At 71.7% G+C, this 19,944-nt stretch carries 20 protein-coding genes; 10 read left to right on the top strand and 10 right to left on the bottom strand.

Features of this window, described 5'->3' with window-relative positions; translation table 11 throughout:
* Positions 1 to 174: 174 nt before the first annotated feature.
* From ACIQFY_RS12110 to ACIQFY_RS12100, 3 genes are all read left to right on the top strand, one after another.
* Positions 175 to 975 carry a sugar phosphate isomerase/epimerase gene (locus ACIQFY_RS12110; protein ID WP_326496057.1) on the top strand — a complete coding sequence of 267 codons (801 nt, stop codon included), beginning with the start codon at positions 175 to 177 and terminating at the stop codon, positions 973 to 975.
* On the top strand, positions 972 to 2,087 hold the full coding sequence (locus ACIQFY_RS12105) for a Gfo/Idh/MocA family oxidoreductase (protein WP_326496056.1): 1,116 nt from the start codon (positions 972 to 974) through the stop codon (positions 2,085 to 2,087). Before ACIQFY_RS12110 ends, ACIQFY_RS12105 begins: the two co-directional genes overlap by 4 nt.
* A 254-nt stretch (positions 2,088 to 2,341) precedes the next feature.
* A complete protein-coding gene (locus ACIQFY_RS12100) occupies positions 2,342 to 2,896 on the top strand; it encodes a hypothetical protein (protein ID WP_400340251.1) in 555 nt (184 codons plus the stop codon).
* Between the two features lie 34 nt (positions 2,897 to 2,930).
* Here ACIQFY_RS12100 and ACIQFY_RS12095 read toward each other — a convergent pair whose 3' ends face one another.
* Entirely contained in the window at positions 2,931 to 3,734 is an 804-nt protein-coding gene (locus ACIQFY_RS12095; protein WP_400340249.1) for an SDR family NAD(P)-dependent oxidoreductase, read from the bottom strand.
* Positions 3,735 to 3,881: 147 nt separating this feature from the next.
* Here ACIQFY_RS12095 and ACIQFY_RS12090 point away from each other — a divergent pair, with 147 nt between their 5' ends.
* A complete protein-coding gene (locus ACIQFY_RS12090) occupies positions 3,882 to 5,417 on the top strand; it encodes an MFS transporter (RefSeq protein ID WP_400340247.1) in 1,536 nt (511 codons plus the stop codon).
* Positions 5,410 to 6,402, top strand: a complete 993-nt coding sequence (locus tag ACIQFY_RS12085) for an alpha/beta hydrolase (RefSeq protein WP_326496052.1) — start codon at positions 5,410 to 5,412, stop codon at positions 6,400 to 6,402. Before ACIQFY_RS12090 ends, ACIQFY_RS12085 begins: the two co-directional genes overlap by 8 nt.
* Positions 6,403 to 6,457: 55 nt before the next feature.
* Here the strand turns inward: ACIQFY_RS12085 and ACIQFY_RS12080 are convergent, their stop codons facing one another.
* From ACIQFY_RS12080 to ACIQFY_RS12065, 4 genes are all read right to left on the bottom strand, one after another.
* Entirely contained in the window at positions 6,458 to 7,384 is a 927-nt protein-coding gene (locus ACIQFY_RS12080; RefSeq protein ID WP_326496051.1) for a carbohydrate ABC transporter permease, read from the bottom strand.
* Entirely contained in the window at positions 7,381 to 8,364 is a 984-nt protein-coding gene (locus ACIQFY_RS12075) for a carbohydrate ABC transporter permease (RefSeq protein WP_400340245.1), read from the bottom strand. Before ACIQFY_RS12075 ends, ACIQFY_RS12080 begins: the two co-directional genes overlap by 4 nt.
* 79 nt (positions 8,365 to 8,443) lie before the next feature.
* Positions 8,444 to 9,772: a sugar ABC transporter substrate-binding protein gene (locus ACIQFY_RS12070; protein ID WP_066651228.1), complete on the bottom strand. Its 1,329-nt coding sequence runs from the start codon at positions 9,770 to 9,772 to the stop codon at positions 8,444 to 8,446.
* A gap of 34 nt (positions 9,773 to 9,806) precedes the next feature.
* Positions 9,807 to 10,955 (bottom strand): ROK family protein, encoded by a 1,149-nt coding sequence (locus tag ACIQFY_RS12065; RefSeq protein WP_400340242.1) that lies wholly within the window; start codon positions 10,953 to 10,955, stop codon positions 9,807 to 9,809.
* A gap of 216 nt (positions 10,956 to 11,171) precedes the next feature.
* Between ACIQFY_RS12065 and ACIQFY_RS12060 the strand changes: the two genes are divergently transcribed.
* The 3 genes from ACIQFY_RS12060 to ACIQFY_RS12050 all read left to right on the top strand — a co-directional run bounded on the left by ACIQFY_RS12060 (position 11,172) and on the right by ACIQFY_RS12050 (position 15,226).
* Positions 11,172 to 12,077 carry an ROK family protein gene (locus ACIQFY_RS12060; RefSeq protein WP_326496049.1) on the top strand — a complete coding sequence of 302 codons (906 nt, stop codon included), beginning with the start codon at positions 11,172 to 11,174 and terminating at the stop codon, positions 12,075 to 12,077.
* 79 nt (positions 12,078 to 12,156) lie between these two features.
* Positions 12,157 to 13,479: a hypothetical protein gene (locus ACIQFY_RS12055; RefSeq protein WP_400340241.1), complete on the top strand. Its 1,323-nt coding sequence runs from the start codon at positions 12,157 to 12,159 to the stop codon at positions 13,477 to 13,479.
* A 43-nt stretch (positions 13,480 to 13,522) separates the two neighbouring features.
* Positions 13,523 to 15,226 (top strand): beta-N-acetylhexosaminidase, encoded by a 1,704-nt coding sequence (locus ACIQFY_RS12050; protein WP_326496047.1) that lies wholly within the window; start codon positions 13,523 to 13,525, stop codon positions 15,224 to 15,226.
* A 102-nt stretch (positions 15,227 to 15,328) separates the two neighbouring features.
* Here the strand turns inward: ACIQFY_RS12050 and ACIQFY_RS12045 are convergent, their stop codons facing one another.
* From ACIQFY_RS12045 to ACIQFY_RS12035, 3 genes are read right to left on the bottom strand one after another with little or no spacing between them, the layout of a single operon-like run.
* Complete coding sequence (locus ACIQFY_RS12045; RefSeq protein WP_326496046.1) at positions 15,329 to 15,946, bottom strand: TetR/AcrR family transcriptional regulator; 618 nt, start codon at positions 15,944 to 15,946, stop codon at positions 15,329 to 15,331.
* 48 nt (positions 15,947 to 15,994) lie between these two features.
* Positions 15,995 to 16,552: a MarR family winged helix-turn-helix transcriptional regulator gene (locus tag ACIQFY_RS12040; protein WP_066651217.1), complete on the bottom strand. Its 558-nt coding sequence runs from the start codon at positions 16,550 to 16,552 to the stop codon at positions 15,995 to 15,997.
* Positions 16,553 to 16,599: 47 nt separating this feature from the next.
* Complete coding sequence (locus ACIQFY_RS12035) at positions 16,600 to 16,782, bottom strand: hypothetical protein (protein WP_066651213.1); 183 nt, start codon at positions 16,780 to 16,782, stop codon at positions 16,600 to 16,602.
* 141 nt (positions 16,783 to 16,923) lie between these two features.
* Here ACIQFY_RS12035 and mgrA point away from each other — a divergent pair, with 141 nt between their 5' ends.
* Positions 16,924 to 17,967 (top strand): L-glyceraldehyde 3-phosphate reductase, encoded by a 1,044-nt coding sequence (gene mgrA, locus ACIQFY_RS12030; RefSeq protein ID WP_400340238.1) that lies wholly within the window; start codon positions 16,924 to 16,926, stop codon positions 17,965 to 17,967.
* 121 nt (positions 17,968 to 18,088) lie between these two features.
* Here the strand turns inward: mgrA and ACIQFY_RS12025 are convergent, their stop codons facing one another.
* Together ACIQFY_RS12025 and ACIQFY_RS12020 are read right to left on the bottom strand one after the other, a co-directional pair.
* Entirely contained in the window at positions 18,089 to 18,880 is a 792-nt protein-coding gene (locus ACIQFY_RS12025) for an alpha/beta hydrolase (RefSeq protein ID WP_400340236.1), read from the bottom strand.
* A complete protein-coding gene (locus ACIQFY_RS12020) occupies positions 18,880 to 19,407 on the bottom strand; it encodes a phenolic acid decarboxylase (RefSeq protein ID WP_400340234.1) in 528 nt (175 codons plus the stop codon). The genes ACIQFY_RS12025 and ACIQFY_RS12020 overlap by 1 nt, the downstream gene beginning before the upstream one ends.
* A gap of 62 nt (positions 19,408 to 19,469) precedes the next feature.
* Here ACIQFY_RS12020 and ACIQFY_RS12015 point away from each other — a divergent pair, with 62 nt between their 5' ends.
* Positions 19,470 to 19,940 (top strand): MarR family winged helix-turn-helix transcriptional regulator, encoded by a 471-nt coding sequence (locus tag ACIQFY_RS12015; RefSeq protein ID WP_400340233.1) that lies wholly within the window; start codon positions 19,470 to 19,472, stop codon positions 19,938 to 19,940.
* Positions 19,941 to 19,944: the final 4 nt, after the last annotated feature.

Genomic DNA, 19,944 nt, shown 5'->3' with positions numbered 1-19,944 from the left:
CCGAGGGGTGATCGACACGTGTCGTCCAGACGGCGCGCGAGTGCGGCACCGGCGACGCGCGACAAAAACTACACAGCGGGTGGTTTTTGGGGTAGCGTCGGTCTCGATCTCGCCGGGGAGCATCGATCCTCGACGGGCCCCGACAACCTGACAGGACCGAAGGAGCCCTCTGCCATGCCCACCACCTCTGTGCAGCTGTACTCGCTGCGCGACGCCATCGCCGAAGACCTCGACAAGGCCATCGCCCGGGTGCGCGAGATCGGCTACGAGAACGTCGAGCCGTACGCGTTCGTCGAGCGCGCCGCCGACCTCGAGAAGGCCTTCGCCGCCACGGGCCTGAAGGCCCCGTCCGGCCACGTCGCCGTGATCGACGCCGAGGACACCGCCCCGATCTGGGACGCCGCGGAGCGCCTCGGCATCCAGACCGTCATCGACCCGTTCATCCCGACCGACCGCTGGCAGACCGCCGACGACGTCGCGAAGATCGCCGAGCGCGTCAACGAGCTCACCGCCGAGGCCACCGCGCGCGGCCTGAAGTTCGGGTACCACAACCACCAGTGGGAGTTCACGAACAAGGTCGACGGCGGGACCGTCTACGAGCTCTTCGTGTCGCAGCTCTCGCCGGAGACCGTCCTCGAGGTCGACACCTTCTGGGCGACCGTCGGCGGCGCCGACGCCCCGGCCGTCCTGCAGTCGCTCGGCGACCGCGTCGTCGCCATCCACGTCAAGGACGGCAAGGTCGACGGTGACATCCTCACCGCGCTGCCCTCGTCCGAGAGCGCCCTCGTCGTGCCCGAAGCACTGCAGCGCGCCTTCGAGAACCAGACCCCGGCCGGCCAGGGCGACGTCGACGTGCGGGGCATCCTCGCCGCCGCACCGCAGGCCATCCGCGTCGTCGAGTTCGACGCGTACTCGGGCGACGTCTTCCAGGGCATCACCGAGTCGCTCGAGTGGCTGAAGGGCAACGACAAGTGAGCCGCGTCGGAGTCGGCGTCATCGGTGCCGGCAACATCTCGGACCAGTACCTGACCAACCTGACGCAGTTCGCCGACGTCGAGGTCCTGATGGTCGCCGACCTCATCCTCGAGCGCGCGGCATCGCAGGCCGAGAAGTACGGCGTGCCGTCGTCGGGCACGGTCGAGGAGCTCCTCGCCCGCGACGACATCTCGATCGTCGTCAACATCACGATCCCGGCCGAGCACGCGAAGGTCGGCCAGCAGATCATCGCCGCCGGCAAGCACACCTGGAGCGAGAAGCCGGTCGCCACCACGGCCGAGGACGCCCAGGCGCTCCTGGCCGCGGCTTCGGCCGCCGGTGTGCGGTACGCGACCGCCCCCGACACCGTGCTCGGTGCCGGCATCCAGACCGCGATCCGTGCCATCGCCCGCGGTGACATCGGCACGCCGCTCACCGCGACGACGATGTTCCACGTGCCCGGCCCGGACCAGTGGCACCCGGACCCCGAGTTCCTCTACGCCGAGGGCGCCGGTCCGCTGTTCGACATCGGCCCGTACTACGTGACGACCCTGCTCCACGCGTTCGGCTCGGCCTCGCGCGTGCAGGCCGTGTCGTCGAAGTCCCGCGAGACCCGCGTGATCGGCTCCGGCCCCCGTGCCGGCACCGAGTTCGCGGTCGAGGTGCCCACGCACCACGCCGCGCTCATCTCGTTCGCCGACGGGCAGTCCGCACAGACGACCCTGTCGTTCCAGCACGCCCTGCCCCGCAACGGCTTCGTCGAGATCAACGGTTCCGAGGGCACGATCGTGCTGCCGGACCCGAACGTCTTCGACGGCGACAGCACGCTGTGGACGCTCGGCAAGGACGAACCGACGACCCTCGAGCACAAGGGCTCGACCTGGGGTCGCGGCACGGGCGTCGTCGAGATGGCACGTGCGATCGCCGAGGGCCGCCCGGAGCGCGCCTCCGGTGCCGTCGCGTCCCACGCGCTCGACGTCATGCTCGGCATCCGGGACGCCGCCGACTCCGGCCAGCCCGTCGAGATCACCTCGCGCATCACGAAGCCGGAGCCGCTGCCGGAGGACTTCGACCCGGCTGCTGCGGTGCTGGCGGAGGGCGCGAACGCCTAGCCAGCCATCTGACCGGACGGGAGGCGCGGTGCCAGCTGGCACCGCGCCTCCCGTCCGTCCGCGTCGTGGGCGCGTCCGGCCCACCGAGCGGGCCAGATCCGTCACGTCCGGAGCCGCGCACCGACGTCCTCCGCCCTCCGGGCGGAGGACGAGCGGCGTGTCCTGCCGGCTCGTGCGGAGCGGAGCGGGACGAGCCGACCGGCCGACCGGCCGTCGGCTTCGTCCCGCAGGGGGATGCCGACGGGAGCGCTGCCATGTCAGGGTCGAGCAAGGGGGATCCGACCGCTGTCGAAGGAGGCGCCACGGCCACGACGCACGACCGAGCGCCACGACGACGGGTCCTGCCGGTCCTCGTGTCCGCTGCCGCGCTGGCAGTCCTCGCCACCGGGGCCGGCATCGGCGTGCACCTCGAGCACGCTGCCGAGACCGCGCGACGCCTCCCTCCGGCGGGTGCCTCGTCGGAGCAGGTCCTCCGCGTCTACCTCCGCGCAGCCGAGGCCCACGACTGCGCGGTGACCGAAGCCCTCACGGCTGCGCACGCACCGTCATCACCCGACCAGGCGTGGTGCGGGCAGCGGCAGCCGACGTCCTGGTTCGACGAGCACCCGGACCTGCTCGTCCACCGGAACGTCGGCGCCGTCGAGCGGATCCCGGCCGACGAGCGCGGCGGGGTCGCCGAGGAGTGCATCCCCGTCGACGTCACGGAGACGAACATGAGCGGCGCCGACCCCGGGACTCTCGAGGGGTGGCAGTTCTGCTTCCGCCACACCGCCGACGGGTGGCGGCTGTACGACGAGGGCTACGGGTGAGCGGCTCGTTGCACCGAGCGGCTGACCTCGGCGATCACTCTCCGCCGGTGACGAGCGCCGACAACCGTGCCATCAGTCCGCGCGGGACGAACCGGTGGGCGTTCGCCGTCACGGCGTTGCCGAGGCCGGACACCACCGTCGGGCCGCCCTGCCGAGCGAACGCCCGGAGCCCCACGGCCGCGACCTGCTCCGCCGACTGCCGCCCGCGTTCCATGACGCCCGCCGATCCCGCTCCCCGGGCGGCCTCGTCGAAGAAGCCCGTCGCGGTGGGGCCGGGGCAGAGTGCGAGGAACCGGACCCCGCTCCCCCGGTTCTCCTGCCACACCGCCTCGGTGAACGAGAGCACGAACGCCTTCGTCGCGCCGTAGACGGCCATCTGCGGCGTCGGCTGGAACGCGGCCGTCGATGCGACGGTCATCACGCCACCGAGCCGGCGCTCGAGCATCCCGGGCAGGAACGCGTGGACGAGGCGGACGACCGCGGTGCAGTTGAGGTCGACCTGGGTCCGGAGGCGCTCGTCCGTCGAGGCGGCGAACGGGCCGTGGTCGCCGACGCCGGCGTTCGCGACGAGGATGTCCACCCGGGTGCCCCCGAGACACGCGACGACCCCGTCGACGCCGTCCGCCGTCGCGAGGTCCGCGGGGAGCACCGTCGCCGCCACACCGTGGTCGCGGCGGATCCGCTCGGCGAGCGCGTCGAGCCGGCCCTCGGACCGGGCGACCAGCACGACGTCGGCGCCGGCTGCGGCGAGCCCGAGGGCGAGCGCCTCGCCGATCCCCCCGCTGGCGCCGGTGACGAGGGCGCGGAGGCCACGGAAGGGGCTGCGGGGACGGCTCATGGGTCCTGCGTACACCCGGTGGTGGCGCGGTCGACCGCGATCGCGGTACAGTCACGCCCAGAGGGAAAAATCCCGCTCCGCTCCGGCGGACGGGAGCGTGCACGCGTCTCACGGGAGTCGCCACTTCTTCATCGAAGGAGTGCACCCGTGTCTGCACACACCCCACCCGCCCGTCTCCGTGACGCGTGGATCGCCCTGTCCGGGCTGTCCGCCGTGTTCCTGTTCGAGATGCTCGACAACTCGGTCCTCACCGTCGCCCTGCCGACGATCGGTCGGGACCTCGCCGCGTCCACCGCCTCGCTCCAGTGGGTCTCGAGCGCGTACTCGGTCGCGTTCGGCGGGCTCATGCTCCTGTTCGGGGCGGTCGCCGACCGGTTCGGCCGTCGCCGCACGATGCTCGTCGGGCTGGTGCTGCTCGCCGCGGCGAGCGCCGCGACCGTCCTGGTGACCAGCGTGGAGCAGCTCGTCGTCGTCCGGGTCCTCACGGGCCTCGCCGCCGCGATGACCACGCCCGGCTCGATGGCCCTGACCTTCCGGCTCTTCTCCGCCGACGACCTGCGCGTCCGGGCGTTGACCGTGGTGTCGACCGCCGGGCTCGTCGGGCTGGCGGTCGGCCCGACGATCGGCGGGTTCGTGCTCGCGGTGGCACCGTGGCAGGTGCTCCTGGTGGCGAACGTGCCGATCGCCCTCGTCGCGCTCGTCGGCATCCGCTCCGGGATCGTGGCCGATCGGCCGGCGGACCTGCACCGGCAGCCGCTCGACCTCGTCGGCGCCGTGCTCGGCACGGCCGCCGTCGTCGGCGTCCTGGTGACCCCGACGCTCGCCGTGTCCACCACCGGCTGGCCGACCTGGGCCGCGGCGACCGCCACCGTCGCCGCCGTCGCGGGCTTCGTGGTGCGGGAGCGGACGGCCCCGCACCCGCTGCTCGACCTCACCCTGGTGGCACGGCCCCTCGTCGCGAGCGGTCTGGCGTACAAGGCCGCCGCCGGGCTCGCCACCGCCGGGCTGTCCTACGCGGTGACCCTGCAGCTGCAGGCTGCGTGGGGGTGGCCGCCGGCCCTCGCCGCGCTCGGCACCCTGCCCCAGGTCGTGGTGCTCCTCGCGAGCGGCCGCTTCGTCGGGCCCTTCGTCCGGCGGGTCGGGCTCGATCGGGCCGCGTGGACGAGCGCGACCGCCGTCGTCGTCGGGCTCGCCGTGTTCACCCTGTCCGGGCGCACCGGGTACCCGGCGGTCGCGGTCGCCCTCGTGCTCGTCGCGGCCGGGATGCGTGTCGTCGGAGCGGTCGCCGGGGCCAGCGTCCTGTCCGGGCTCCCGACGGACCGCACGTCGATCGGGGCGGCACTCGTCGACACCGCGAGCGAACTCGCCACGGCGGTGGGGATCGCTGCGACCGGGACGGTGCTCGCCGCGCTCGTCCCCGGCAGCGTGACCGTCGCCCGGACCACGGCAGCGCACGCTGCCGCCGTCGTCGGTGCGCTGCAGGTCGCCGGGGCCGTGATCACCGTGGTCGCAGCGCTGCTCGTCGCCGTCGGGGTGCTCCGCGCGCGACTCGGCGTCGGCACGCCGGAACCGACGCCGACCTCGACCTCGACCCCGCCGATGCCGTCCACGTCCTCTTCCTCTTCCTCTTCCTCTTCCTCGACCACTTCCACCGACCACCACCAGGAGTCCTCCCGTGCCTGAGACCACCACGCCCCGCCCGCCCTTCGACCCCGAACTCGGCGTCTTCCTCACCGCACTCGAGGCCCGCGGTCCCTTCACGATCGACGCCGCAGCCCTCCCCCGCATGCGTGCGCTCGAGATCACCGAGCACGAGCTCGACGACCGCCTGCGCGCCCGCGGGCTCGAGCGGCGGCGCGTCACCGTCCCCGGACACGGCGGTGACCCGATCGACCTCGCGGTCATCCAGCGCGCCGGCCGGACCGGTCCGACCACGGGCGTCTACACGATCCACGGCGGGGGCATGGTGATGGGCCACCACCTCGGCAACCTCGACTCGTACGACGACTGGCTGCTCGACCACGACGTCGTGCTGGTCAGCGTGGACTACCGTCTCGCCCCGGAACACCCCGACCCGACCCCGGTCGAGGACTGCTACGCCGGACTCGTCTGGGTCGCGGAGCACGCCGACGAGCTCGGCATCGACCCGGCGCGCATCGTCGTCGCCGGCCAGAGCGCCGGCGGGGGCCTCGCCGCGGGGACCGTCCTGCTGGCCCGGGACCGCAGCGGCCCCGAGGTCCTCGCGCAGGTCCTGGTCTCCCCGATGCTCGACGACCGCGACGCCTCCGTGTCGACCCGGCAGATCGACGGCGTCGGCGTGGCCGACCGCCAGGCGATGCACTTCAGCTGGGGCGCGTACCTCGGCGAGCGCCGGGGCACCGACGACGTCTCCCCGTACGCGGCACCGGCGCGCGCCGAGGACCTGTCCGGACTCCCCCGCACCTACGTCGACTGCGGCAGCGCCGAGGTCTTCCGCGACGAGACCGTGGCGTTCGCGAGCGCACTGTGGGCCGCCGGGGTCGACGCCGAGCTGCACGTGTGGCCGGGCGCGTTCCACGGCTTCACGAGCATGGTGCCGGGAGCGGCGGTCTCGCGGTCGGCGGTCGCGGCCCTCGCCGACTGGACGACCCGGCTGCTCGGGGAACCCGACCCGGCGCCGCGCACCTGACGCGCACGGACGGGAGGCACGGTGCGGGCCCGCACCGTGCCTCCCGTCCGTCGCGTCAGCCCTTCACCGCTCCCGCCGACATCCCCGAGACCAGGTTGCGCTGGATGATCATGAAGAACACCACGACCGGCAGCGAGAACAGCACGGACGCGGCCATCTGACCGGTGAAGTCGGTGCCGGTCGTCTGGGTGGTGAACGACGCGAGCCACACGGGCAGCGTGTAGTGCGCCTGGTCCTGCATGAACGTGTACGCGACGATGTAGTCGTTCCACGCGGCGATGAACGCGAAGACGCTCGTCGCGATCATGCCCGGCATCACCAGGGGGAAGAGCACCTTCGTCAGGACCTGCCACGTACTGGCACCGTCGATGCGCGCTGCCTCCTCGACCTCCATCGGGATCGCGAGGAAGAAGCCGCGCATGACCCAGATCGAGAACGGCAGCACCGCAGCCACGTAGGCCAGGATCAGCCCCGCGTAGGTGCCGGTGAGGCCGACCTGGTTGAAGATGAGGAACTGCGGGATGAGCAGTGCGGTCCCCGGCAGCATCTGGACGAGCAGGATCGTGACGAGGATCGTGCGACGGCCACGGAACCGGAACCGCGAGAGTGCCGCCGACGCCAGGATGCCCAGGGCCAGCGAGAGCACGACGGCCCCTGCCACGACGATGGTCGAGTTGCCCAGGTAGACCAGGAAGTCCGCTCGGGTGAAGGCCGTCACGAAGTTGTCGAGCGTGGGGTGAGCCGGAGCGAAGAGTGGGGTGCTGGTCAGGGCCTCGGAGCGGGGCTTGAAGGCCGTGTTGATCATCCAGTAGACCGGGAAGATCCAGACGACGCAGAACACGATCGCGATGGAGCTGCTGATCCAGCGCACGGGGCGCCGGCGACGGCGGATGCGTCTCGTCGCCGCGACGCCCTCGGGGGTGGGGGCGGCTGCGGGGACGTCGGCTCGGACGGGGACGCCCGTCGGCATCGCGGTGGTCACAGCTCTTCTCCCGATCGGACGAGGTTCCGGATGTAGAGGGCACTGAGCGCCATGAGGATCAGCGCCGCGATCACGGCGACCGCCGAACCGGTCCCGATGTCGTGCCCGACGAACGCGGTGACGTAGGTGAAGACACCGAGGGTGGACGTCGCACCGTCCGGACCACCCTGCGAGACGAGCCAGATCTGGTTGAAGACGTTGAAGTCCCAGATGATCGAGAGCATCGTGACGAGGAGCAGGGTCGGTCGGAGGTACTCGATCGTGACGACGCGGTACACCGTCCACTCGGAGCCGCCGTCGAGCCGGACGGCCTCCTTCACCTCGATCGGGATCTGCGTCTCGGCGGCGTACAGGGTGAGCGCGATGAAGGGCACCGCCTGCCAGACGACGAGCATCCAGATGGACGTGTACGCCAGGCCGGCGCTGTTGCCCCAGTCGGTGTCGGTCATGTCGCCGAAGACCCGGAGCTGCGTGAGCGCCCAGTTCACGACCCCGTAGCCCGGCTGGAAGAGCCAGTTCCACACGAGCGAGGACGCCACGTTCGGCATGCCCCACGCACAGATCAGGACGATCGTGACGGCGTAGCGGAGCACCACGCCCAGCCGGGTCATCAGGTGCGAGACGCCCGCGCCGATCAGGATGCTCCCGAGGACCATCGCCGCCGTGAACAGCACGGTGCGGACGAGCGATGCCCAGAAGGCCGGGTCGGAGAGGATCTGCCCGTACTGCGCCAGCCCGACGGCGTCGTACGCACCGGTGAAGAGCGAGCGCTGGTCGTAGTCGGTGAACGACGTGAAGACCAGGAAGACGATGGGGGCGACCGTCACGAAGACGAGCACGAGCCCTGCTGGGGTCAGGAGCCAGAGGGGGGCGAACGAGCGGGTTGCCCGGCGCTGCAGAGCGCCGCCGGGACGATCCCCGGGCGAGCGGTCGGGGCGGCTGCGGCGCTCCGTGCTCGGGCGGGTGGCTGAGACGGTCACGTCTGGCCTTTCCGGTCGGGGCGGGCGGTGCGGGAGCCGTCGCGTGACGACGGCGCCCGCACCGTCCTGGTGGGTCGTCCTACTGCTTGTTCAGGACGTCGTCGGCGGCCTTGTCGAAGGTCGCCGCGGCTTCCTCCGGCGTCTTCGAACCGGAGACGATGCTCGAGAACAGGGTGTTGATGCTCTGGTCACCCTCGAGGTCGGCCCACCGGGCGTTGGCCGGGGTCGCCTTCGAGTTCAACGCCGCGGTGAAGAAGGCCTTGTTGATCTCGCTCAGGCTGGAGTCGGCGGCCTTGATGCCCTCGGTGCTGTTCGGGATCCAGCCGTTGTCGCCGTAGACGTACTTGCTCTGGACGTCCGGGCTCGACGCGATCTCGACCCACTTGAGCGCCAGGTCGGTGTTGCCGGACTTCGCTGCGATGCCCCAGTCCGATCCACCGAGCATGACCGGCTGTGTCTTCCCGGACTTCCCCGGGAACGGGAAGGTGCCCATCGTGTCCGCCGTCATCTCCGGGTTCGCCTGCTCGATGAGGCCGAGCGTGCCGCTGGTGCTGAGGATGGCCGATGTCTTGCCGTCCGCGAAGACCTGGTTCATGTCCGGGCTGTCGGTGTTGAGGGTGGCCGAGGCCTTCGTCGAGTACGCGTTCGCGAACGCCCGGAAGTCCTCGAGGCCCTGCTGCGCCTTCGCGTCGCCGAACCCGGCCTTCCACGTCCCGCCGTCCTCGGTCGCGATGTCACCGCCCGCGTCCCAGACGAACTGCATCCCGGCGTACCAGTACTGACCGGGCATGTAGAAGGCGGAGAAGTCCTTCGCGGTGTTCGCTGCCTTGACCTTGTCGAGGTCGGCCGTCAGTTCCTCGTAGGTGGTCGGGACCTCCGTGATGCCGGCGTCCTTCCACATCTGCTTGTTGTAGATGACCGATCGGGCGCCGGCGAAACCGGGGACGCCGTAGAGCGAGCCCTCCACCGTGGCCGGGTCGGACAGGCCGTCGAGCCAGGTCTGCCCCTGAGCCAGGTCCGACTCGTACGGGGTGAGGTCCAGCAACGCGCCGTTCGCGGCGTAGCTCGCGACCTGCGTGTTGCCGAGGTCGAGGACGTCCGGCGGCGTGTTCGTGGCCAGCGCGGTCGAGACCTTGGTCGTGATGCCGTCCCACTGCTGGATCTGCACCTTGACCTTCGCGCCGGTCTCCTTCTCGAACTGGTCGTTGATCGCGGCGATGGTCTTGTCGGAGTAGTCCCCGGTCATCGCCCACACGGTCAGCGTCTTGCCGTCCCCCTTGACGTCCCCGATCTCCTTGGTGCCACCGCTGCCGCCAGCACCGGTGTTGCCGGCGCTGGAGCACGCGGTCACCCCGAGGGCGACGGTCAGGGCCACGGCAGCTGCTGCCGCGAACTTCTTCGTACGCATTGCTTCTCCTTGGTGGTCGTTCTGCTGTGTCGGATCAGCTGACCCCGAGCTCCGCGGCGAGCAGGAACGCTGCCCCGCCCCGGAGGATCAGGTCGCTGTTGGTGGACGTGGCCGTGACGGCGAGGTCGTCACCCACGCTCGCGAGCGTGCGGGCCGAGACGGTGTCGTGCACGGCTTGCACGAGGGGGCCCTCGACGAGGTCGGCGGGCCCGGTGACGACGATCTCGGTGATGTTCACGGCACTGACGATCGGAGCGAGCACCCGGCCGAGGGTGTCCCCCGCGGACCGGAGGAGGCCGGCACGGTCGCCGACGGGGGCAGCGTCGAGCCGCCGAGCCAGGTGGTCGGCCCCGATGATCACCTCGAGGCACCCGCGACGCCCGCAGGGGCACGGCTCGCCGTCCTCGTCGATCGTCAGGTGGCCGATCTCACCTGCCGCGTAGCGCTCACCGAGCACGAGTCGTCCGCCGAGCACCATCCCCGTCCCCACGCCGTGCTCGAGCGCGACGACGAGCACGTCCCGGGTCGGGTCGACCTCGAAGGCGTGGACGCCGAGCGCCGCGACGTTCGCGTCGTTGAGGACGTGCACCGGGAGCCGGAAGTGCTCGGCGAGCTGCCGCTGCAGGGGCAAGCCACCCCCGAGTGCGACCGAGTCGAGGACCGTGCCCGTCTCGTCGATGACACCGGGGCACCCGACGGCGATCCCGAGCAGGCGACGCGACGTCGTCGCCGCCAGGCGCTCGACGAGTCGGATGATGCGGTTGAGGGCCTGGTCCCCGACGGCACCGTCGACCTCGATCTTCGCGCTGTCGACGACGTCGCCACGCAGGTTCGTGACCGCCCCGACGAAGTGGTCGGGGACGGAGAGGTCCACGACGACGATGTGGAAGGCGTCGACGTTCAGGTTGATCAGGGTTGCGGGCTTCCCGACGCGCAGGTCCTCGCGGGGCCCGAGCTCGGTGACGAGGGCATCGGCCTCGAGTTCGGCGACCAGACCGGAGACGGTCGGCCGGGTGAGCCCCGAGTGCCGGGAGAGGTCCGCTCGGCTCATCGCGCCGTCGGTGAAGAGCGTCTGCAGGATCAGGGAGCGGTTGAGCGCCCGGCTGTGCTGCGGCAGGGCCTTGCTCCGTTGACGCCGTACCTGCGCCGCGAAGGGTGCCGGAGCATCCGTGTCGTTCGCCAATGGGGTTCCTCCCTCCGAGTGGTTGCCTTAGTAAAGGACCGTTCCTAATCCGATGTCAAGCACCGATCTGGAGCCGTAACAGCCCCGTGATCTCGCGGAAACACTGCTCGACACGCTCTTGCCAGCGTCGAGTTAGGCGTGTTTACTAACCCGCATGCGCAGCCTTGACGCCGCGTCCTCGCTGACGAGGCCGCGCACCCCCAGGACGGGAGCACCATGAGGATCGGCCTCGACATCGGCGGGACGAAGATCGACGCCGTCGCCGTCTCACCGGCGGGCGACGTGGTCGATCGGGTCCGGGTCCCGACCGGCTTCGGGCCCGACGCGGTGGTGGCCGAGACGCTCGCCGTCGTCCGGTCGCTCGAGGTCCGGACGCGCTCGACCGCGGACACCATCGGCATCGGTGTCCCCGGTCTGGTCGACCACGAGACCGGCTGGGTGCGACACGCTGTCAACCTCGGGCTCTCGGAGGTCGCACTCGGTCCGCTGGTGGCCGCTGCGACGGGCGCGGCGGTCCAGGTCGAGAACGACGTGAACGTCGCCGCGCTCGGTGCCGCGCAGGCGATGCAGCTCGACGGGCCGCACGCGTACCTGAACATCGGGACGGGACTCGCCGCCGGACTCGTCGTCGACCGGCGCCTGTGGCGCGGAGCACGGGGCAACGCCGGCGAGGTCGGGCACATCCCGGTCGTGCCGGACGGGCAGCCCTGCGTGTGCGGTCAGCGCGGCTGCCTCGAGACCCTCGCATCGGGGTCCGCCCTGGCAGTCGCGTGGCCGGGCCACGGCAGCTCCGCAGCGACGGCCCTGTTCGACTCGGCCGACGCGGGTGATCCCGCTGCCGTCGCCGTCCGCGACCGCTTCGTCTCGGGCCTCGCATCGGCCGTGCGCATCCTCGTCGTCACGGCCGACGTCGAGTCGGTCGTCGTCGGCGGTGGGCTCGCCACCCTCGGCGAACGCCTGCTCGCCCCCGTGCGCGCCGGCTTCGACGGCGCCGCGCGCACGTCCCCCTTCGCCGCCTCGCTCGACCTGTCGTCCAGGGTCCACATCGCCCCCGTCGACCGTCCGCTCGCCGCGCTCGGGGCCGCGTTCCTCGCGCCCGCGCCAGCCGTCTCGACCGCCTGACCGCGGTCGACCGGCCGCCCGCACCACCGAAGCCTCGAACCCACCGATCGCGTCCCGACGCAGCGGAAGTGAGCACGCCATGACCGGACCATCCCGTCCCTCCGACCACGACAGCCCCCGAGCGAGCGGCACGCTGACGCGCCGAGGGATCGTGCTCGGCGCCGCGGCGACCGTCGCGTCCGCCGCGGTCACGCTCGGCGCCCCGGGCATCGCCGCCGCGACGCCGCCGGCCGTACCGCGCGGGGGTGCTCGACCCCCGACCGGTCCGGTGTCGCACGCCCGTTCCCGCGACCTCGCCTACGAGTACCTCGACCTCCGCATGGACGAGTACGGCTCCGGCACGGAGCTCCGCCTCCCCCGCAGCTACTTCGGTGGGTACTTCGCGTCGCTGCCCACCGAGTTCGTGTCGTCGTTCGCCTACGACGATGCCCTCATGGTGCTGGCCTGGCTCGGCCGGGGCCGGCACCGCGACGTCCAGCGGGCCACGGTGCTCGGGGACACCCTGCTGGCGCTGCAGGCTGCGGACCCGATCGGCGACGGTCGGACCCGGGCCTCGTACCAACCCGACACCTTCCCCGTCGCGACGCCCCCGCGTCCGATCGACATCGGTTCCCCCGCCGCCTACACGGGGAACCAGTCGTGGGTCGGCATGGCGTTCTGCCGCTTGTTCGTGGTCACCCGGGAACGTCGGTTCCTCGACGGCGCGCTCCGGCTCGGCGCCTGGATCGAGACGAACGCCCGCGACGACGTACGGCAGCCCGCCGGGTACACGGGCGGACGGAACGCCGACGACCAGCCGATCACCTACAAGTCGACCGAGCACAACATCGACGTGACGGCGTTCTTCACCCAGCTCGCCCGGCTCACCGGCGACCGCACCTGGTCCCGACGAGCGACCCTGGCGGAGACCTTCGTCCGCGCGATGCAGGACCGGACCGACGGGCACCTCTGGACCGGCACCGACCCGGACGGCACGACGATCAACCGCACGCCGATCCCCGAGGACGTGCAGGTCTGGGCGTACCTCGCCACGCTCGATCGCCGGTACTCCGCATCGGTCACCTGGGTGCTCGACCACCTCATCGCCCACGACGGTCCGTACACCGGCCCGTCCTTCTCGGACACGGACGTCAGCAAGGTCTGGTTCGAGGGGTCCGGTCAGCTGGCGCTCGCCCTGGAGGCGCGGGGCACGCGAACGGACCGCACCCGGTCCGCCTCGGTCCTCGACAGCGTCCAGCTCGCGCAGCGCACGCAGGCGAACGGCGACGGGAAGGGCATCGTCTCGGCGTCGTCCGACGGACTCGACACCGGGTTCGGCGACCTCTACCACTCGAGCCTGCACACCGGTGCGACGGCCTGGTACCTGCTCGCCGTCACCCGCACGAACCCGTTCCGCCTCTGACCATCCCGATCCGTCCCCGACCACCCCGGAAGGACATCACCGCATGCTCATCCCCAGCCCCCGCTCCCGCGTCGACGGCGCCGGCTCGTTCACCCTCGACGAGCGGACCCGCGTCACCGCCGACCCCGCGGCCGAGCCGGTCGCGCAGTACCTGCAGCAGGTCCTGCGCGCCTCCACCCGTCTCCCCCTGTTCGGCGCCGCCGGCGCGACCGACGTCCCCCTGGTCGCCCTCCGGATCGCCGCCGATCCGAGTGACCTGCCGGAGGGCCCCGGCGGTGACCGCTCGGAGGCCTTCCGGCTGGAGGTCACCACCGAGGGCGTCGTCGTCACCGGCGGCGGCCCCGCCGGCGTCTTCTACGGCGTCCAGGCACTGCTCCAGCTGCTCCCCGCCGACGTGTACCGCCGCGGCCAGGTGCGCACCGAGGGGTGGATGCTCCCGGTGACGGTCGTCGAGGACGCCCCGGCCTTCGCCTGGCGCGGCGTGATGCTCGACGTCGCCCGGCACTTCCGCACGAAGGCGGAGGTCCTGCGCCTCGTCGACCAGCTCGCCGTGCACCGGCTCAACCGCCTGCACTTCCACCTGACCGAGGACCAGGGCTGGCGCATCGAGATCACGAAGTACCCGCGGCTCACCGAGGTCGGGTCGTGGCGCACCGAGTCGCAGGTCGGCGCACACGTGCCGGACGCGGACGGCACGCTCCGGGTCGCAGGGAAGGACGGACGCCCGCACGGCGGCTCCTACACCCAGGACGACATCCGCGAGATCGTGGCCTACGCGGCCGACCGGTTCGTCACGGTCGTGCCGGAGATCGAGACACCCGGACACGTCCGCGCCGCGCTGGCCGCGTACCCGGAGCTCGGCGTGCACCCGGAGCGGCAGCTCGACGTGTGGACCGAGTGGGGCATCGCGCACGACGTGATGAACGCCGAGGACAGCACGGTGCGGTTCTTCACGGACGTGCTCGACGAGGTCGTCGCGCTCTTCCCCTCCGAGTACATCGGCCTCGGCGGCGACGAGTGCCCGAAGGACCAGTGGGAGGACGATCCCCGCACCCAGGAGCGCATCCGGGAGCTCGGCCTCGCGGACGAGGAGCAGCTGCAGGCCTGGATCGTCGGGCAGCTCGCGGCGCACCTCGAGTCGCACGGACGCCGGGCGTTCGGGTGGGACGAGATCCTCGAGGGCGGCACGCTGTCCCCGTCGGCGACCGTCGTCTCGTGGCGCGGGTTGCAGGGTGCGATCACCGCCGCACGGCGTGGGCACGACGTCATCTCGACACCGGACGACCAGGTCTACCTCGACTACCGGCAGAGCGACCTGCCGAACGAGCCGATCCCGGTGTCGATCGTGCTCACCGTCGACGACGTGTACGCCTTCGACCCGGTGCCCGCGGAGCTCACCGAGGCGGAGCGGGCACACGTCATCGGTGGGCAGGCGAACATGTGGACCGAGCACGTCGACACCGTCGGCCGACTCGACTACCAGCTGTTCCCGCGCGTGGTCGCCCTGTCCGAGGCGCTCTGGTCGGCGGACGTCGCCCGCCCTCGCGACATCGAGGAGTTCCGGCAGCGGTTGACGCACCACCTCGCCCGGCTCGACGCGCTCGGCGTCGCGTACCGGCACGAGTCCGGCCCGCGCCCGTGGGAGGAACGGCCCGGTGTGCCGGGTCGCCCCCAGACGCGCGCGGAGCGCGCTGCGTACATCGACGCGGTCACCGCGAACATCGCGGACGGCGCGTCGACGCCGTAGTCGCGACCGGGCGGCGGACGGGAGGCTCGTGGCGGCACCGCGCCGCGCCTCCCGTCCGCCACGCGTCGAGACGGAGCCGTGGTCGCGTCGCCGGGACCGGCGTCAGTCCTCGGCTGCGGGGATGATCGACTCGAGCAGGCGGAGCACCCGCTCGCCGTCGACCGCCTCCGGGTCGAGCAGCCACTGCACCTGCAGGCCGTCGGACGCGGCGATGCCGAGGCTGGCCAGGTCGACCGGGTCCAGGTCGGCCCGGATCCGTCCGGCGGCCTGGTCCGCGGCGATCAGCTCGGCGAGGTCGGCGCGGAGCCGGGTGAAGCGCTCGCGCATGAAGTCGCGCGTTGCGGGGTGCCCCTCCTGCACGGCGTCGGCCGCAAGCGTCGTGTAGAGCTGCACGAGCCCGGGGACCGCGCGGTTCCGCGACGCGCTCTCCCGCATGTCGCCGATCGCGGACCGCAGGCGGTCCGGGGCGTCCTGCTCACGCACCTCGTGCTCGCGGTAGACGGCGAGCAGCAGTTCGTCGCGGCTCGGGAAGTAGTGCCGGAGCGCCGCGTGGGTGATCCCGAGCGCGTCGGCGACCGAGCGGAGCGACGACGCGTCGACGCCCTGCGCCGCGACCATGCGGATCATCTCGTCGAGGATCTGCGCACGGCGTTCGGCGCCCTTGCGGTACCCGCCGCGCCGGGGCGGGGTCGCGCCGTCCTCGTCGACCTCGTGCGTCATCCCCCCAACTTACCGCTGGAAGGTTTTCGCACCACCCTGCGGTCGCCGCTAGGAGTCGTTCGGCTCCGCAGCGCCGTCGGGGTCGACCGTGTACTCGTCGACGGGTGTCGGGGTCCCGACCGCGAGGGCATCGGTGATCTGCGACAGGCAGCGCGCGAGCACCTCGTTGTCCTCGCTCGACAGGTGGTCCATCACGCCGACCACGGCCTCGTGGAACCGGGCGTACGACGAGTCGATCTTCTCGGCGGCCTGCACCGTCGGCTCGAGCACCTGCGCCCGTCGGTCGGTGGGGTGCGGGACGCGGACGATGTCGCCCTTCGCCGCGAGCCCGTCGACGATCTTCGTGACCGACGCGTTCGAGACGTTGAGCATGACGGCGAGGTCCTTCGGGCCCATCGCCCGACCGTCCCGGTGCGCCTGCAGCATGTACCGCACCGTCAGGAACTCGTTCTTCGTCAGGCCGCTCTCGGTGCGGGCCTGCTCGAGCTGCTGCTCCTCGACGTGCTGCAGACGCAGGAGCGCGTCGACGGCGACCTTCGCGGCCTTCGACCGCGGCTCCCTGGCGTAGAGGTGGACGTGCTCACGGCGGACGACGGTCAGGGGCATCGGCTGGTGGGGTCTCTCTGTCGGGCGGATCCGGTCGGAGCGGGTGGCTACGCGGTGGGCGCCGTGAAGAAGTCAGCGTACGACGGTTCGCTGCGCGTCGACAGGAGCGACGGGTCCTGGATGCGCCGGGACACCCAGGCGTCGATCACGGCGGGGTCGGTCAGGCCGACCCGCGTGTGGGTCGCGGACATCCGTGTGGTGCGCGGCATCCCGGAGTACGTGCTGTGCATGACTGATCCCGCCTTCCTACGTCGTTGCCGTCCTGGTCGGACGACTGAACTGTTTCACGACGCGAACGATCAGTGCAACGAACCTTTCGCGTTCTGTACGGTTCGCGCGGCACTCGACCGGGCGAGGCCAGGATGGGTCCCATGTCCTACATCGCCGCGGACGACCGCTACGACTCCATGCCCTACCGCCGGACCGGCCGCTCCGGCCTCGACCTGCCACTGCTCTCGCTGGGTTACTGGCACAACTTCGGCGACGACAAGCCCTTCGAGACGCAGCGGGCGATCAGCCGCCGGGCGTTCGACCTCGGCATCACGCACCACGACCTCGCGAACAACTACGGCCCGCCCTACGGCGCCGCCGAGGTGAACTTCGGTCGGCTGATGCGGGAGGACTTCCGTCCCTACCGCGACGAGATGGTGATCTCGACGAAGGCGGGCTGGGACATGTGGCCCGGGCCGTACGGGCAGGGCGGCGGCTCGCGGAAGCACGTGCTCGCCTCGCTCGACCAGTCGCTCGAGCGGATGGGCCTGGACTACGTCGACGTCTTCTACTCGCACCGCCTCGACGCCTCGACCCCGCTCGAGGAGACCATGGGCGCACTCCACACCGCGGTCCAGCAGGGCAAGGCGCTCTACGTCGGGATCTCGTCCTACGACGCGGAGCGCTCCCGACAGGCCGCCGAGATCCTCCGCGACCTGGGCACGCCGCTCCTCATCCACCAGCCCTCCTACTCGATGCTCAACCGCTGGATCCAGGACGAGGGCCTGCTCGACGCCGCGGGCGACCTGGGCTTCGGCGTGATCGGCTTCACCGCGCTCGCGCAGGGCCTGCTCACCGGGCGGTACCTCGACGGCGTGCCGGAGGACTCGCGCGCCGCCGCCGGGAAGTCCCTCGACGCCGGGTCCCTGACGGACGAGGTCGTCGGACACCTGCGGGCGTTGAACGACATCGCGTCCGACCGCGGGCAGAGCCTCGCGCAGCTCGCACTCGCGTGGGCACTGCGCGACGAGCGGGTGACCTCGCTCGTCATCGGGGCGTCGCGCGTCGAGCAGCTCGAGCAGAACGTCGCGGCGCTCGGCAACCTGTCCTTCACGGACGACGAGCTGCGCCGCATCGACGAGCACTCGGTCGGCGTGCTCGACGTCGACCTGTGGTCGGGAGCCCGTTCCGGTCAGGTGAGCTGACCCCGGACCGGCTCCGTCCGGCCTGGCCCGGCGCGGATCACGGAACGCAACGTCGGCGGTCGCTCGCAGCGCTGTACCGCTGCGAGTTGCCGCCGACGTCGCGTCGTGCGGGACGGTGGCGTCAGCGCAGGCCGAGCCGCTCGTCCAGCAGCGCCAGGAGCCGCTCGCGGAAGGGCACCGAGGACCAGGCGTGGTCCGCACCGTCGACGACCGTGAGTCGCGCACCCGGCAGGAGGTCGGCGTACCGGCGACCGTACGACACCGGCACGATCGCGTCCTCGCTGCCGTGCACCACGTCGGCCGGTCCGCCGTAGCCCGACACCGGCCCGTACACGTCGAGGTCGTCCTGCACGTCGGCGATGAACGCGCCACCGAGGGGCATCCCGCCGAAGTCGAACCAGCCGCGCTCGCGCACCGGGGCGAGCGGCTGCCCCTGGATCACGTCGTGCTCCGTGATGTCGTCCACGACGACGCCGGCGGGCGACCACAGCGTGAGCGTCCGGACGAGCGAGGGCTCCCGCGCCGCGGCGAGCGCCGACTCGACGGCCCCCAGGCTGTGCGCGACGACGTGCACGCCCTGCCCACGGTCGGCGGCGCGGATCATCGTGACGACCTGCTCCACCTCGTCACGGATGGTGATGTCCGCGAACTCCCCGTCACTGACGCCCTGTCCGAGTCGGTCGTGGCTGCGGACGACCGCGCCTCGGGCGACCAGGTGCCGCGCGGTCTGCACGAACAGCTGGTGCCCGCCGAGCGCACTGTCGCTGAAGCCGTGCACGAGCAGCACGACGGGCGCATCCGCGGCCGCACCGTCCTGCGGCTCCCACTGCCATCCGCGGACCGTCCGACCGTGGTGGTCGAGCGTGGTCGGGGTGGTGCGGGGATCGGCGCCCCGCAGCGGCACGACGGACATCAGTTCGTCCGGTCCGCCCAGCCGGCCGGCAGGTCACCGGGAGCGGTGTCGATCACGGTCTCGTCGTCCGCGCCGACGTGCTCGAACAGCGTGATGTGCGCGAACTCCGGCACGACGTAGATCGGGTAGATCGGACCCTCGTCGCGGAAGCGCTGCATGTCGTCCAGGTGGTCGTTCTGGAACAGCACGGTCTTCTGCCCGTCGAGCTCGATCCAGCGCGGGAAGAAGATCGTGCCGTGCAGGACGCGCTGCTCCGGAACGACGTTGACGACGACGCTGGTGCCGGTCGGCTCGTTCCAGGACACCTTGTAGACGCCGGGGGCGAGGGCGACGAGGTCGACGGTCTGGTCCTTCACCCAGCGACCGCCGACGTGGCCGGTGTGGATGCGGTAGTCGATGGTCGTCGCGTTCTTGACGTACATCTCGTACTGCCAGCCGTTGGCGTACGTGTAGACGAACCGGTGGCCGACGATGCCGGTGAGGTCCTGGGGCGGTTCGGGGTGCTCGACGGAGGTCTGCGTGGTCATGCGTCGAGTTTGCTCCCGAACTGGTTTTGTTGCAAACAAACCTCGCTGCTAGGTTGCCGTGTGTGCAGGGTACGGACGGACCGGGCGGCACGACGCAGGTCGCGCGCAGGCTGAGCGACCGCATCGGCCCGTTCCGACGCGCCCTCCTCCGCACGTCGCGCGAGGTCGCCGACCTGCCGGACCTGCCCGACGCCCAGGTCGAGGTGATGCGGGCCCTGACGGGGACCACGACCACGCCCTCGGCCCTCGCCGGCCGACTCGGACTCGCTCGCTCGACGGTGAGCAACCTCGTGTCGGCGATGGAGACCGCCGGGCTCGTCGAGCGACGACTGGCAGCGGGTGACGGACGCCGGACCGAGCTCCGCCTGACCCCCCTGGCCGAGGAACGGCTCGCCGCCTACGACGACGCCTCGACCACCGTGCTCGTCGAGGCGCTCGATCGACTGTCCCCCGAGGACCGAGCCGCGCTGGCCGCAGCGCTCCCCGCCCTCGAGCACCTCCACCGCGAGATCGCGCACCGCGGCGACCACTGATCGT

The sequence above is a fragment of the Curtobacterium sp. NPDC092190 genome (genome assembly GCF_044755625.1).
Lineage (GTDB): Bacteria > Actinomycetota > Actinomycetes > Actinomycetales > Microbacteriaceae > Curtobacterium.
The sequence above is the reverse complement of the archived record's forward strand: the minus strand, read 5'-3'. Positions and strand labels throughout refer to the sequence as shown.